The organism is Massilia sp. P2_C2, assembly GCF_056404615.1.
Genome location: NZ_JBFUDR010000055.1, coordinates 1 through 13,972 on the forward strand (window position 1 = coordinate 1; position 13,972 = coordinate 13,972).

14 protein-coding genes and 1 pseudogene are annotated in these 13,972 nt (G+C 64.9%); 3 read left to right on the forward strand and 12 right to left on the reverse strand.

Going from position 1 to position 13,972, the window contains the following annotated elements:
- Both AC1DYX_RS09225 and rpsP read right to left on the reverse strand, forming a co-directional pair.
- A pseudogene (locus AC1DYX_RS09225) lies at positions 1–172 on the reverse strand (ribosome maturation factor RimM); the annotation flags it as partial.
- An 18-nt stretch (positions 173–190) separates the two neighbouring features.
- Positions 191–439 (reverse strand): 30S ribosomal protein S16, encoded by a 249-nt coding sequence (gene rpsP / locus AC1DYX_RS09230; protein WP_477258541.1) that lies wholly within the window; start codon positions 437–439, stop codon positions 191–193.
- 301 nt (positions 440–740) lie between these two features.
- On the opposite strand from rpsP, the gene AC1DYX_RS09235 reads away from it, so the two are divergent.
- Positions 741–1,154 carry an NINE protein gene (locus tag AC1DYX_RS09235; protein WP_477258519.1) on the forward strand — a complete coding sequence of 138 codons (414 nt, stop codon included), beginning with the start codon at positions 741–743 and terminating at the stop codon, positions 1,152–1,154.
- A gap of 11 nt (positions 1,155–1,165) precedes the next feature.
- Here AC1DYX_RS09235 and AC1DYX_RS09240 read toward each other — a convergent pair whose 3' ends face one another.
- The 8 genes from AC1DYX_RS09240 to AC1DYX_RS09275 form a co-directional block, all read right to left on the reverse strand.
- Positions 1,166–1,942, reverse strand: a complete 777-nt coding sequence (locus AC1DYX_RS09240; protein ID WP_477258520.1) for a hypothetical protein — start codon at positions 1,940–1,942, stop codon at positions 1,166–1,168.
- Between the two features lie 195 nt (positions 1,943–2,137).
- Positions 2,138–3,928 (reverse strand): acyl-CoA dehydrogenase, encoded by a 1,791-nt coding sequence (locus AC1DYX_RS09245; RefSeq protein WP_477258521.1) that lies wholly within the window; start codon positions 3,926–3,928, stop codon positions 2,138–2,140.
- A gap of 141 nt (positions 3,929–4,069) precedes the next feature.
- Entirely contained in the window at positions 4,070–5,014 is a 945-nt protein-coding gene (locus AC1DYX_RS09250; protein WP_477258522.1) for an electron transfer flavoprotein subunit alpha/FixB family protein, read from the reverse strand.
- A gap of 15 nt (positions 5,015–5,029) precedes the next feature.
- Positions 5,030–5,779: an electron transfer flavoprotein subunit beta/FixA family protein gene (locus tag AC1DYX_RS09255; protein ID WP_477258523.1), complete on the reverse strand. Its 750-nt coding sequence runs from the start codon at positions 5,777–5,779 to the stop codon at positions 5,030–5,032.
- Positions 5,780–5,973: 194 nt separating this feature from the next.
- Positions 5,974–6,201, reverse strand: coding sequence for a sulfurtransferase TusA family protein (locus AC1DYX_RS09260; RefSeq protein ID WP_036238555.1), 228 nt, complete (start codon positions 6,199–6,201; stop codon positions 5,974–5,976).
- Positions 6,202–6,530: 329 nt separating this feature from the next.
- Entirely contained in the window at positions 6,531–9,146 is a 2,616-nt protein-coding gene (gene alaS / locus AC1DYX_RS09265) for an alanine--tRNA ligase (RefSeq protein WP_477258524.1), read from the reverse strand.
- A gap of 178 nt (positions 9,147–9,324) precedes the next feature.
- On the reverse strand, positions 9,325–10,077 hold the full coding sequence (gene ugpQ, locus AC1DYX_RS09270; protein WP_477258525.1) for a glycerophosphodiester phosphodiesterase: 753 nt from the start codon (positions 10,075–10,077) through the stop codon (positions 9,325–9,327).
- Positions 10,078–10,099: 22 nt separating this feature from the next.
- Entirely contained in the window at positions 10,100–10,441 is a 342-nt protein-coding gene (locus AC1DYX_RS09275) for a DUF1294 domain-containing protein (RefSeq protein ID WP_477258526.1), read from the reverse strand.
- 169 nt (positions 10,442–10,610) lie between these two features.
- Here AC1DYX_RS09275 and AC1DYX_RS09280 point away from each other — a divergent pair, with 169 nt between their 5' ends.
- Positions 10,611–11,129, forward strand: a complete 519-nt coding sequence (locus AC1DYX_RS09280) for a hypothetical protein (protein ID WP_477258527.1) — start codon at positions 10,611–10,613, stop codon at positions 11,127–11,129.
- Between the two features lie 45 nt (positions 11,130–11,174).
- On the forward strand, positions 11,175–11,609 hold the full coding sequence (locus AC1DYX_RS09285) for a DUF3597 domain-containing protein (protein ID WP_477258528.1): 435 nt from the start codon (positions 11,175–11,177) through the stop codon (positions 11,607–11,609).
- Between the two features lie 4 nt (positions 11,610–11,613).
- On the opposite strand, the gene AC1DYX_RS09290 is transcribed toward AC1DYX_RS09285, so the two are convergent.
- Positions 11,614–12,663, reverse strand: a complete 1,050-nt coding sequence (locus tag AC1DYX_RS09290; protein ID WP_477258529.1) for a serine endopeptidase — start codon at positions 12,661–12,663, stop codon at positions 11,614–11,616.
- A 204-nt stretch (positions 12,664–12,867) separates the two neighbouring features.
- Positions 12,868–13,890: a tryptophan--tRNA ligase gene (gene trpS, locus AC1DYX_RS09295; RefSeq protein WP_477258530.1), complete on the reverse strand. Its 1,023-nt coding sequence runs from the start codon at positions 13,888–13,890 to the stop codon at positions 12,868–12,870.
- Between the last annotated feature and the right edge of the window lie 82 nt (positions 13,891–13,972).

Consider the following 13,972-nt stretch of genomic DNA (forward strand, 5'->3'; position numbering starts at 1 on the left):
CTTCCACGGGACGCAGCGACGGCTTGTCGAGCCACCAGGTTTTGACGCTCAGCAGCGCATCCGCATCCATCGAATACGGAGAAACGCGGATTCCACCCCGGATCCCGTAGGCGCCGGTGATGTGGCCGACCTGGATCAGGTCGTCAGGCGAATGTGCTGCTGAATCGGTCAAACCGTAAAACCTTGATAATTAGGCTGCAGCCTTTTGTGCGGCGACCAGGCGAGCAACGGTCGGCGACAGTTGTGCGCCGACGCCTTGCCAGTACGACAGGCGGTCTGCGGTGATGTTCAGGCCGACTTCTTTGCCCGAAGCCATCGGGTTGTAGTAACCAATGCGCTCGATGAAACGGCCGTCGCGGCGATTGCGCGAGTCGGTTGCAACGATGTTGTAGAACGGGCGCTTCTTGGCACCACCACGAGCTAAACGAATAACGACCATAATATTTCCAAAAAATGTGCTGGACGGAGAAAGCCGACGATTATAGCGCGCGACACCGTGCATCAGCAAGCGTTTATATAATGGAACGTCAAAAACCTGCTGCGCGTTGCTTTACAGTGCGCGGCGGTTTTTGACGTTCCCTTAACAACCAAGAACGCTGGGCGCGCAGTCCCGGCCGAATCCAGGATTATCGCCGATTTTGCTGGACTCCGCCACTATACGGCCCTGCCCCGCTTCGAAAGCGCGTGCGACACCCCCCGTTTTGCACGATACTGATGGCTTTCCTTTCAACAATAGCCTAATGCCGCTGCACAAGAACAAGACCCTCGCCACCGCCCTCGCCTTCCTGCTGGGCGGGCTCGGCGCGCACCGCTTCTACCTCAAGGGCAGCGTCGACCGCATCGGCCTGCTGCACGTCTGCAGCCTCCCCGTGGCCGGGCTCGTGTACGGGCTCGGGCATGCGCCGAACCCGTTCTGGGTCCTGCTGCCGCTCATCCTGTCATGGCTCGTCGGCTTCGGCGAAGCGCTGGCCCTCGGCCTCACGCCGGACGAAAAATGGGATGCCCGCCACAACGCCGACTCGGACCGCCGTTCCGCATCGCACTGGTTCGTGATCCTGCTCGTCGTGCTGACGATGCTGGTCGGCACGACGGCACTGATCGCCACCATCTCGCGCCTGTTCGACCTGCTCTACACGGGCGGCGCGTACGGTTGAGGGTCCCGGCACTACAGGCCGCTCGTATTCCAGTCCCACCGGGGCACCTGCACGGGCGGCGTGCCGGTCACGATGACGATCTCGCGGTGCGCGTCCAGCGTGATGGCGGCCGGGTCGCCCGTGTAGCGCTTCACTTTTTCCTTGTCGATGATGTAGAACGTCGGCGTGCCGGGCAGGCCGGCCATGGCCGAGACGCGCAACGTCTGCCCCCATAGCGCGAAGAACCGGCCGAGGGTGAAAACCTTGGACACATTCGTCTCGACGTGCATGACGCCGGAGCCGTCGTGCGTGTGCATCTCGTAATTGCAACCGCTGCCCCGGCCGATCGAATCGGGTAATGCCAGCCGCTGGCGGTCGTGGTAGATCGAGAGCAGCGCGTGGATGTGGTAGACGACGCTCGACGCGCAGCCGACGCCGTCGACGGCGGCGGTCCCCGTATGGCCCCAGGCGGGCCAGTGCGGCTTGCTGATGGTGAGCGTGGCCGGGAATTCCGTATAGCCTGGCTCCAGCACGATGTCCGCCGGCGGCGCGGGATCGCTGGGCGGCGGCGGCGCAGGTGTCGGCGCAGGTGTCGGCGCAGGTGTCGGCGTGGGTGCGGGCGCCGGGGTCGGGGCGGGTGTCGGGGCGGGCGTCGGCGCCGGTGCCGGACCCGGCCCCGGAGACGCCGGCAGGCCGGACGTGGTCGACGTGGCACCGGGATCGCCGCCTCCACAGGCTGCCAGCGTGGACAACACCGCGCAGGCTCTGGCGACGACCGCTAACACCTTACCTGGCTTCATGGAAAACATGGGCGCTCCTTGGGTTGGGTGCGATGGATCGATTCCAGGAGCGGCCCTCATCCGCCATGTTTAAGAGGGATCAAACACGCAGCGACGGTCGGCGCCGCACAACAATTCGCTGGTCTCCAGCCAAAGACGCGACGCCTGCTGCAGCGCCCATGAAAAAGGCGGCCCGCAGGCCGCCCCGTTCCAGCGCAGACGCCGTCAAAACTGCTCGACGTCCAGCGCCAGCACACCGGCGCTGCCCGCCACGATCGCATGGCGCAGGCTGTCCGCCTGGGCCAGGATGTGGTCGGCGAAGAAGCGCGCGGTGCCGACCTTGGCGCGGTAGAACGCCGCGTCGCCGTCGCCGGCGTCCAGCTTCCGGCGGGCGACGAGGGCCGCACGCGCCATCTGCCAGCCGCCCAGCACCATGCCGGCCAGCTTCAGGTACGGGACGCTCCCCGCGAACACGGCGCGCACGTCCGCTTTCGCGTTCGCCACGACGTAGTCGACGACTGCTTCCAGCGCCGCGCTGCCGGCCGCCAGCTGCGCGCGGATCGCGACCAGGTCGGCATCCTGCGATTCGGCCAGCCGGTCTTCCGTCGCGCGCACCTGGGCCAGGATCGCTTTCGCCACGGCGCCGCCGTCGCGCACCGTCTTGCGGCCCACGAGGTCGTTGGCCTGGATTGCCGTCGTGCCTTCGTAGATCGGCAGGATCTTGGCATCGCGGTAATGCTGGGCCGCGCCCGTCTCCTCGATGAAGCCCATGCCGCCATGCACCTGCACGCCGTCGCGCGCGACGTTCTCGCTCATCTCCGTCGACCAGCCCTTGATGACCGGCACGAGGTATTCGTACGTGGCCAGGTTGGCCTTGCGCACGGCCTCGTCCGGATGGCTGTGCGCCAGGTCGGACAGGCCGGCGCCGACGTAGGCGAGCGCGCGCGCCGCTTCCGTCTGGGCGCGCATRGACATCAGCATGCGGCGCACGTCCGGGTGGTGGATGATCGCGACCGGACCGGCGGAACCCTCGACGGCGCGCGACTGCAAGCGCTCCTTCGCGAACGCGACGGCCTGCTGGTAGGCGCGCTCGGCGAGGCCGATACCCTGCATGCCGACGCCGAAGCGGGCCGCATTCATCATGATGAACATGTATTCGAGGCCGCGATTTTCTTCGCCGACCAGCGTGCCGATCGCGCCGCCAYGGTCGCCGAACTGCAGCACCGCGGTCGGGCTCGCCTTGATGCCCAGCTTGTGCTCGATCGAGACGCAGTGCACGTCGTTGCGTTCGCCCAGCGCACCGGCGTCACCCACCATGAACTTCGGCACGATGAACAGCGAGATGCCCTTCACGCCCGGGGGCGCGTCCGGCGTGCGCGCCAGCACCAGGTGGATGATGTTCTCCGCCATGTCGTGCTCGCCGTACGTGATGAAGATCTTGGTGCCGAAGATTCTATAAGTCCCGTCCCCCTGCGGCACGGCGCGCGTGCGCACGGCGGCGAGGTCGGAACCGGCCTGCGGCTCCGTCAGGTTCATCGTGCCCGTCCACTTGCCCGTGATCAGCGGCTCGATGTAGCGGGTCTTCTGTTCGTCGCTGCCGGCCGTCAGCAGTGCCTCGATGGCGCCGTCGGTCAGCAACGCGACAAGGGCGAACGCCAGGTTCGAGCCGTGCAGCATCTCGATGCACGGGGTGGCGACGAGCTTGGGCAGGCCCTGGCCGCCGAATTCGGCCGGATGCTGCACGCCCTGCCAGCCGGCGTCCGCGAAGCGCCTGAACGCCTCCTTGAAACCTGCCGACGTCGTCACCTGGCCGTCGTGCCAGTAGCTCGGCTCCTTGTCGCCCGGATGATTCAGCGGGGCGACGACTTCGCCACAGAATTTCGCATTTTCTTCCAGCACGGCCTCGACGGTGTCTCGTGTCGCATCCTCGCAGCCGGGGAGCTGGTTGATCTCGGCCAGGTCGGCCAGTTCGTTCATCACGAACAGCATGTCTTTCAAAGGGGCGTTGTAGCTCACCGCAGTCTCCTGGTTTCTCTTTACGTAAACGTCAATCGGTGGTCGCAAAAAAGGCGGGAACCCATCGTCAGCAACGGCAAACGCCGGTCATACGCTACAAATGGGTGCCCGCCCGGACGGACGGCCGGTCCGGGAACGACGTCAGCCCAGTTCCTTGACCAGCGCCGGCACGACTTCGAACAGGTCGCCGACGATGCCGTAGTCGGCCACCGAGAAGATCGGCGCTTCCGGATCCTTGTTGATGGCGACGATGGTCTTGGAATCCTTCATGCCGGCCAGGTGCTGGATCGCGCCGGAGATACCGACGGCGATGTACAGCTGCGGCGCGACGATCTTGCCGGTCTGGCCGACCTGCCAGTCGTTCGGCACGTAGCCGGCGTCCACGGCCGCGCGCGACGCGCCCATGGCGGCGCCCAGCCTGTCGGCCAGCGGTTCCAGGATCTTGAAGTTCTCGCCCGAACCCATGCCGCGGCCGCCGGAGACGACGACCTTGGCGCCGGTCAGTTCCGGACGGTCCGACTTGGCCAGCTCGCGGCCCACGAAGCTCGACTTGCCCGAATCCGCGACGGCGGCAACCGTTTCGACGGCGGCCGAGCCACCGTCAAAGGCGGCCGCATCGAAGCCGGTGCCGCGCACGGTGATGACCTTCACGTTGTCCGTCGACTGCACGGTGGCGATGGCGTTGCCGGCGTAGATCGGACGCTCGAACGTGTCGGGCGCATCGACCTTGGTGATTTCCGAGATCTGGGCGACGTCCAGCCTGGCGGCCACGCGCGGCAGCACGTTCTTGCCGAAGGCCGACGCCGGGGCCAGGATGTGCGAATAGTTACCGGAAGGAGAGCCAACTAAGGCGAGGATCTGCTCGGCGACGTTCTCGGCGAGGCCGTCGGCGAAGTGCGGCGCGTCGGCGACCAGCACTTTGGCCACGCCCGCGACCTTCGCGGCCGCTTCCGCGACGGCGCCGCAACCGCTACCGGCGACGAGGATGTGGACGTCGCCGCCGCATTGCGCGGCTGCGGTGACGGTGTTCAGGGTGACTGCCTTCAGGTGGGCGTTGTCGTGTTCAGCAATGACGAGTGCGACCATGATGTTCCTTTATATTCAGATGACTTTTGCTTCGGTGCGCAGCTTTTGCACGAGGGTCGCCACATCGGGCACCGTGACGCCGGCCGAACGCTTGGCCGGCTCGGCGACCTTGACGGTCTTCAGGCGCGGCGTGACGTCGACACCGAGGTCTTCCGGCTTGACGGTGGTCAGCGGCTTCTTCTTGGCCTTCATGATGTTCGGCAGCGTGACATAGCGCGGCTCGTTCAGGCGCAGGTCGGTGGTGACGATGGCCGGCAACGTCAACTGCACGGTTTCCAGGCCGCCGTCCACTTCGCGGGTCACGGTGACCTTGCCGTCTTCCAGCACGACCTTCGAGGCGAAGGTCGCCTGCGGCCAGCCCAGCAGCGCAGCCAGCATCTGGCCGGTCTGGTTCGAATCGTCGTCGATCGCCTGCTTGCCCAGAATGATCAGTTGCGGCTGCTCTTCGACGGCCAGCGCCTTCAGAACCTTGGCCACGCCCAGCGGCTCGATCTCGGCACCGGTCTCGACCAGCACGCCGCGGTCGGCGCCGATCGCCATCGCGGTGCGCAGGGTTTCCTGGGCCTGGGCCACGCCGCAGGTCACGGCGATGATCTCGGTGACCTTGCCGGCTTCCTTCAGGCGCGCGGCTTCTTCCACCGCGATCTCGTCGAACGGGTTCATCGACATTTTGACGTTGGCGATATCGACGCCACTGCCGTCGGACTTGACGCGTACCTTGACGTTGTAGTCGACCACGCGTTTGACGGGTACCAGGACTTTCATAATGTGCCTTTGAAAAATGGTATGAAGACGAAAAATGATCCGAATTATAAAAGCAAATGCCGTTCAGGACAGAATTAAAGCACGATCGTGCGTTTTTCGGTTAGAGGAAATGCCCTAATCGTGATCATCCGGAGGTATGGGGAAAACAAGAGTGCCCGGCGCACCGGGCCTGTGACGGTGCAGCGCGTTGCGGCTTATTTACGGCGCAGCCAGAACGTGAACTCGCCGTTGATGTGGGTATGGGCCAACAAGGCATTGCCGGTCTGTTTGGCAAACGCCTGGAAGTCGCGGACCGAACCGGTGTCGGTGGCGACGATGCGCAGCACTTCACCACTGGCCAGTTCAGCGAGGGCCTTCTTGGCCTTGAGGATCGGCAGGGGGCAGTTCAAGCCACGCGCATCCAGATCCTTCTGGACCTCGATGGTGCCGGTGTCGATTATGGTTTCGCTCATCGATTGCCTGCTAGTCGGTAGGGGCATTGCCCTGATAGTACTCCAATTGGCCAATTATGACGCGCCGCACCAAAATTTGGTACCTTTGTTGCGTTGTAACAACGGCAATTACTTGACAGTCAGGAAGAGCATCGATATGGATGACCGAAACCGAGGGATGCGGCAGACGATGATACCACCTTGGCGTTCAACCTAAACGAAGTTTGAGCCCGCTCAAACTTCGTTCAATCATACGCCACCCCACGCGTGACGCATACGCAACCGCAGCAAAATCGCCGCGGCGGCGTATGCGGCAATGCTTACGCGGATACGCGCTCGCCGACCCAGCCGGCCACGCCGGCCAGCGCCTGCGGCAACCCGGTTGGATCGGTACCGCCGGCCTGGGCCATGTCCGGACGGCCGCCGCCCTTGCCGCCGACCTGCTTCGCGACGAAGTTGACGAGATCGCCCGCCTTGACCTTCCCGGTGGCATCCTGCGTGACGCCGGCGATCAGGCTGACCTTGCCCTCCAGCACAGATGCCAGCACGATGGCGGCCGTGCCGAGCTTGTCCTTCAGCTTGTCCATCGTCTCGCGCAGGCCCGCAACGTCGGCGCCTTCCATCGTGGCGGCCAGCACCTTGATGCCATTCACGTCGATGGCTTTCGTCACCAGCTCGTCACCCTGGCCGGCGGCCAGTTTCGACTTCAGCGCGGCGATTTCCTTCTCCAGCGACTTGACCTGGTCCTGCACCTGGGCGATGCGGGACGGCAGTTCGTCCGGGCTCGTCTTCAGCGCGCCGGCCGCTTCGTTCAGCTTGCGGTTGATCGATTGCACCAGCGCCAGGGCGCCCTCGCCCGTCACGGCTTCCACACGGCGGATGCCGGCGGCCACGCCCGATTCGGACACGATCTTGAACAGGCCGATGTCGCCCGTGCGGGTCACGTGTACGCCGCCGCACAGTTCCTTCGACGAACCGATGTCCAGCACGCGCACGGTGTCGCCGTATTTTTCGCCGAACAGGGCCATGGCGCCATGCTTGATCGCATCGTCCATCGACATGTGCTGGGCACGGGTCGCGTGGTTTTCCAGGATCTCGCGGTTGACGATGGCTTCCACCTGGGCGATCTGTTCCGCCGTCAGCGGGGCATTGTGGCTGAAGTCGAAGCGGGTCTTGTCCGGATCGACCAGCGAGCCCTTCTGCTGCACGTGGCCGCCCAGCACTTCGCGCAGGGCCTTGTGCATCAAGTGCGTCGCCGAGTGGTTGCGGATGGTGCGGGCGCGCTTGACTTCATCGACCTGCGCGTCGACCATGTCGCCGACTTTCAGCGAACCCGACTGCAGCACGCCGTGGTGGCCGAACACTTCGGCCTGGATCTTCAGGGTGTCTTCCACTTCGAACACGCCGGCCGCCGATTTCAGCAGGCCCTTGTCGCCCACCTGGCCGCCGGACTCGGCGTAGAACGGGGTCGTGTCCAGCACGACGATGCCATCCTGGCCGGCCGAAAGCATCTGCACCGGGGCGCCGCCCGAGTACAGCGCGAGCACGCGGCTGTTGTGCGCGAGGGCCTCGTAGCCGACGAAGGTCGTCTTCTCGCCCGAGTACTCGACGTTGGCGGCCATCTTGAACTTGCCGGCGGCGCGCGCGGTCTTCTTCTGCTGCTCCATGGCGGCAGCGAAGCCTTCCTCGTCCAGTTTCACGTTACGCTCGCGGCAGATGTCCGCCGTCAGGTCCAGCGGGAAGCCGTAGGTGTCGTACAGGGTGAAGGCGGTGGCGCCGTCCAGGTTCTGCGGATCCCTGGCGAGTTGCGCTTCCAGGATCTTCATGCCGTTTTCGAGGGTCTCGCCGAAACGCTCTTCCTCGGCCTTCAAGGTCTGCATCACACGTGCTTTGGCTTCCGTCAGTTCCGGATACGCAGCGCCCATTTCCTTGTCCAGGTCTTCCACGAGCTTGTAGAAGAACGGCTTGGTCTGGCCCAGCTTGTGGCCATGGCGCAGCGCGCGGCGGATGATGCGGCGCAGGACGTAGCCGTGGCCTTCGCTGCTCGGAATGATGCCGTCGACGATCAGGAACGCGGACGCGCGGATGTGGTCGGCGATGACCTTCAGCGAATTGTTCGCCAGGTCCGTCGCACCGGTTTCGCGGGCGGCGGCCTTGATCAGGTTCTGGAACAGGTCGATCTCGTAGTTCGAGTGCACGTGCTGCAGCACGGCGGCCAGGCGCTCCAGGCCCATGCCGGTGTCGATCGACGGCTTCGGCAGCGGGGTCAGCACGCCCTTCTCGTCGCGGTTGAACTGCATGAACACGAGGTTCCAGATCTCGATGAAGCGGTCGCCGTCTTCTTCCGGCGAGCCCGGGGGGCCGCCCCAGATGTCCGCGCCGTGGTCATAGAAGATTTCCGTGCACGGTCCGCACGGACCCGTGTCGGCCATCTGCCAGAAGTTGTCCGATGCGTAGCGCGCGCCCTTGTTGTCGCCGATGCGGATGATGCGTTCCGTCGGCACGCCGATTTCGCTGGCCCAGATGTTATAAGCCTCGTCGTCTTCGAAGTAGACGGTGATGGTCAGCTTGTCCGCCGGCAGGTTATAGACCTTGGTCAGCAGTTCCCAGGCAAAGTGGATGGCGTCGCGCTTGAAATAATCGCCGAAACTGAAATTGCCCAGCATTTCGAAGAACGTGTGGTGCCGCGCGGTGTAGCCGACGTTTTCCAGGTCATTGTGCTTGCCGCCGGCGCGCACGCAGCGCTGCACGGTGGTGGCGCGCTTGTACGGACGCGTATCCAGGCCCAGGAACACATCCTTGAACTGCACCATGCCGCTGTTGGTCAACAACATCGTCGGGTCGTTGCCCGGCACGAGCGGGCTGGAGCGGACGATCGTGTGGCCTTTGGACTCAAAGAACTTGAGGAACTTTTCGCGTATTTCGGTGGATTTCATGTCGTAGGGGCGGATTCAGGCAGCTTGCTATATAAAGAAAAACGATTATAGCGTGCTATTGACGCTTGATAGTATTTGTGAGATCTGGTGTTGCATGATTGATAATGGCATGCCGCCGCCGCGTGTCCGTTCACCGAATGTCCTCAACAACAACTTGTGATCATTCTTGAGCGAAAAATCAAACGAAATCGGGGCCGATCAGGTCGATCCGGTCCGTGCACAGCCCGTCCACGCCCCAGTCGAACAGTTCACGCGCCCGGGCCGGTGCATTGACCGTGTAGCAGAACAGGCCGAAACCGGCAGCTTTCACTTCGGCAGCCTGCCGCGCCGCCAGCCGCATGTGGTCGACGTGGATGGCGACCACGTCCAGCGCCCGCGCGCGGCGTTCCCAGTCGCGCGGGAGGGTTTCGACCAGCCAGGCGCGCGGCGCGTGCGGGGCGGCCTCCCGGGCGGCTTCCAGCGCCGCCGCGCTGAACGACGACAGCAACGGCGCCCGCGCCACCTGGCCGGCCGCGAGGTCGTCGGCGAACAGGGCGGCAACCAGCCGCGCGACCACGCTGCCCGTGTGTACGTCGTGGCCGGGCACGGGCTTGATCTCGATGTTCATCCATACGCCATGGCTCTTGCAAAACTGGGCGAACTCGACGAACAGCGGCACCGGCTCGCCCGCATAGTCCGGACCGAACCACGATCCCGCGTCGCGCGCGGCGAGGTCGAGCGCGTCGATGTCCGCCACCGATCCGCGTCCGGCGACCGTGCGGCCCAGCCTGGGATCGTGCAGCACGACGGGCACGCCGTTCTTCGCCAGCATGACGTCGAATTCGATGGCGCGAAAACCGGCCTCCATGCCGCGCCGCACGCCGGCCAGCGTGTTTTCCGGCGCCAGCGTGCCGCCACCGCGGTGCGCAACAATCCTGGGATAAGGCCACATGGTGGAGCTCCTCGTGAATGGGTCAGGCGGGCGCCAGCGTGCGCGCCACCCAGCAGAATCCGGCGAGGTTGGCGCCGACGCTCAGCCAGAACCAGAGCCGGAACGGATGTTTGACCGTCTTGTGACGGAGCCATTGTTGCGCCAGCAAGGCGCCGGGCCAGCCGCCGGCCAGGCCCAGCAGCAGGAGATCGCGCTCGGGCGTGCGCCTTTGGCCGCGCCGGGCCGCCGCCTTGTCGCGCGCATACAGRCCGAAGCAGGCCACGCTGGCCAGCAGGTATGCCAGGCCGACCATGGACGGCAGGCCCAGCGCCAGCGCGGCGTAGGCATACAGGGCGGCGAACAGCAACAGCGGGACGTAGGTCATGGCGCCAGCTTACGCGCAGCGGGCCTCAGTGTCCACCGGGCAACGCTCGCCCGCCCACATGGCGGAATCAACGCGAATGATGGATGCAGCCTCTCCGTTATCGAACGTGCGAACCGATCCTGCACAAACGCGTACCATTCCCGTTCGACGTGCAACGAAGGAGAACATCATGAACTTTGATTTGGGCAACCTGTTGCAGCAATACCTGGGCGGTGCGAACCAGAATGCGAACCCCGCGCAGGCCGAGACCGATTTCGACCGCGTTGCGGAAAACGTGCCTCGCGCCACCATCGCGCAGGGCGTGACCCAGGCGCTGCGTTCGGACCAGACGCCGCCGTTTTCGCAAATGGTCGGCCAGCTGTTTAGCAACAGCAATCCCGACCAGCGCGCCGGCATGCTGAACCAGTTGCTGGCCAATGTCGGGCCCTCGGTGCTCGCGTCCGTGGCGGGTGGCGCGCTCGGCAACCTGCTCGGTGCCGACCAGGCCCGGGTGTCGCCGGAACAGGCGAACCAGGTGTCGCCGGACCAGGTGCAGGAACTGGCCGCGAAGGCCGAACAACAGAATCCCGGCATCGTCGACCGCATGGGCGACTTCTATGCCGAACACCCGACCCTGGTCAAGGCCATCGGCGGCGCCGCGCTGGCGATCGCGCTCGGCCACATGGCGCAGGGCATGCAGCGCCACTGACGGCGCGTTCAACCACAGCAACAAGAAATCCAACAAGGAGTCGACATGGGTATCCTGAGCAATATCTTCCACAAGATCTTCCCGTCCTCGCATCCCGCCACACAGAGCAGCGGACAGGCGGCCCCGGGCGCCCAGCAACGCGCGCCGCAACCGACGCAGCAACCCCCGCAGCAGCCCCAGGCCGCGCCCGCGACGAGCACGCCAGGCGCCGCAGCGATGCAGCAGGTCGACGTGGAAGCCGTGCTGAACAACATGCAGCAGCAGTCCGGACAGCAACTGAACTGGCGCACGTCCATCGTCGACCTGCTCAAGCTGCTGGGCCTCGATTCCAGCCTGCAAGCCCGCAAGGAACTGGCCGCCGAGCTGAATTACACGGGCGACACGAACGATTCGGCCAGCATGAACATCTGGCTGCACCGCCAGGTCATGAACAAGCTGGCCGCGAACGGCGGCAAGGTGCCGGCCGACCTGAAGGACTAATGGATTAATCCGAGAGGCTAAGGTTGGCCGGAGTACCGCAGGAAAAACAATAACGCGTAAAGGCATTCTTGCGCGTGCTGCATGCCGGACACCGGTCGAACAGGCCGATACCGCAGTGCGGGCAATGGGCCAGGTGTTCATCCCCGTAATTGGTGGCGCGCTCGCACGACGGGCACACGCCCTTGGCGATGCGCGCCATCGCCACGTCGTAGCGCATCGTCGTGCGGCGCTGCGCGTCGGGCATCGCCTCCGCCGCCTTCTGGCGTTCGAGCCACKCGTGCAACCAGCGGATCGCGTAGCGGCCCACGACAACCGTCACGACGATGCCCACGCCATAGCGCACATAGCCGCCGTAGCTGGGTAGATAAGGCACGAGCTCGACGAAGAAGGCGAACAGGGCGAACAGGATGAAGCCCCACGTGAACGGCCAGTAGGTGCCGTTGCGCTTGTACTTGAACAGCGCGCCCGCCACCAGCAGCAGCGGCAGGGTCACGCCGAGGCGGATCAGGAATACCTTGCGCTCGGCCCGCCGCTCGGCCTCGTACACGGCTTGACGCGCAGGCTGCAGCAGCGCGTCGTAGGCGGCGTCCGCCTTCTGCTCGGCCTGCCTGGCATCGAGCGCCACCTGCTCCTGCGCCTCGACGGCCGCCAGTGCCGTGCGCTCGGCGGCCACGAGCTTGTCGAGCTCGCGGTTGCGCGCGATGAGTTCCTCGTCCTGGTCCGGCCGCGCCGTCGCGTGGCGCGTCGCGATCCAGTTGTCGAACGCCTCGCGCGCGCTCCTCGTGTTCGCCTGCGCCACACGGTGTTTCTGCTGCGCCTGTTCGAGCGCCGTATCGGCATCCTGGCGCGTCTTCTGCGCCTGGCGCGAGGCGGCCTGCAGCGGGCCGGCCTGGGCGGGATCGAGGAAATGCTCGGCGGCCGGTACCGGCGCGAGATAGATGATGTTGTCGACGACCTGGTTGCCCAGGCCGATCAGGAATCCGGCGAATACGAAGGCGACGAGCCACAGCGCCCGCCGCATCCATTGCTCGGTCCAGCGTAACCCCTTGCTCATGGCGCAGCCCTCTGTCGATAGCGAAGACGCAAGCTTGCCATCAATACACGGACCGGACCACAAATAAGCGCAAGGCCATCACTTTGCGCTACCTCACGTCGCGCTTCTTGCTACGGGTAGGGTGGGGCACCCTGTGCCCACGCGAACGTTTGCGACGTGTTGGCGTTACGCGTGGGCACGGGGTGCCCACCCTACGACAGGATTTTAGAAGTAGGACAAACCAAGAGCCTTGCGCACCTCGTCCGTCGTGCGCGCCGCCACTTCGCGCGCCTTCAGCGTGCCTTCCTTGAGGATTTGCATGACCTGGCCCTTGTCCTTGGCCAATTCCTCGCGGCGGGCGCGGATCGGCGCCAGCAGTTCCTGCAGGATGCCTTCCAGGCGCTTCTTGACGACGGAATCGCCCAGGCCGCCGCGCTGGTAATGCGCCTTCATTTCCGCCAGCCCTTCCTTGTCGGTGTCGAAGGCGTCGAGGTAGAGGAAGGCGACGTTGCCTTCCAGATGGCCGGGATCGGACACCTTCAGGTGCAGCGGGTCGGTGTAGACCATCTTGACGGCCGCGCGGATCTCGTCGGCGGACGCGCCCAGGTTGATCGTGTTGCCCAGCGACTTGCTCATCTTGGCCTTGCCGTCGATGCCCGGCAGGCGGCCCACTTCCGGCACGATGGCCTTGCACTCGACGAGGATGTCGCGGCCCGCGTTGCGGTTGAACTTGCGCACGATCTCGTTGCACTGTTCGATCATCGGGATCTGGTCCTCGCCCACCGGCACGATCGTCGCCTTGAACGCGCTGATGTCGGCGGCCTGGCTGGCGGGGTAGGTCAGGAAGCCGGCGGGGATGTCGCGCTCGAAGCCGCGCAGGATGATTTCCTGCTTGACGGTCGGGTTGCGCTCGAGGCGCGCGACGGTCACGAGGTTCAGGTAATAGAACGTCAGCTCGGCCAGCTCCGGGATCTGCGACTGGATCAGGATCGTGGACTTGGCGGGGTCGATCCCTACGGCAAGGTAATCGAGCGCCACCTCGATCACGTTCCGGTGTACCTTACCGATATCATCCATGTTGTCCGTGAGCGCCTGGGCGTCCGCGAGCATGATGAACTGGCGATATTGATCCTGGTAAGTGACGCGATTGCGCAGGCTGCCGACGAAGTGGCCGAGGTGCAGCGGCCCGGTGGGACGGTCGCCGGTCAGGATGATGGGCGTGGTAGCGGTAGGGGTTTRCAGACTCATCGAGTTTCTTCCTTGGGTGTTATCGCCCTTGCCTCGATCCTGCTGCGCCAACGAAAACGCCACCTTGAATCGAGGCGGCGTT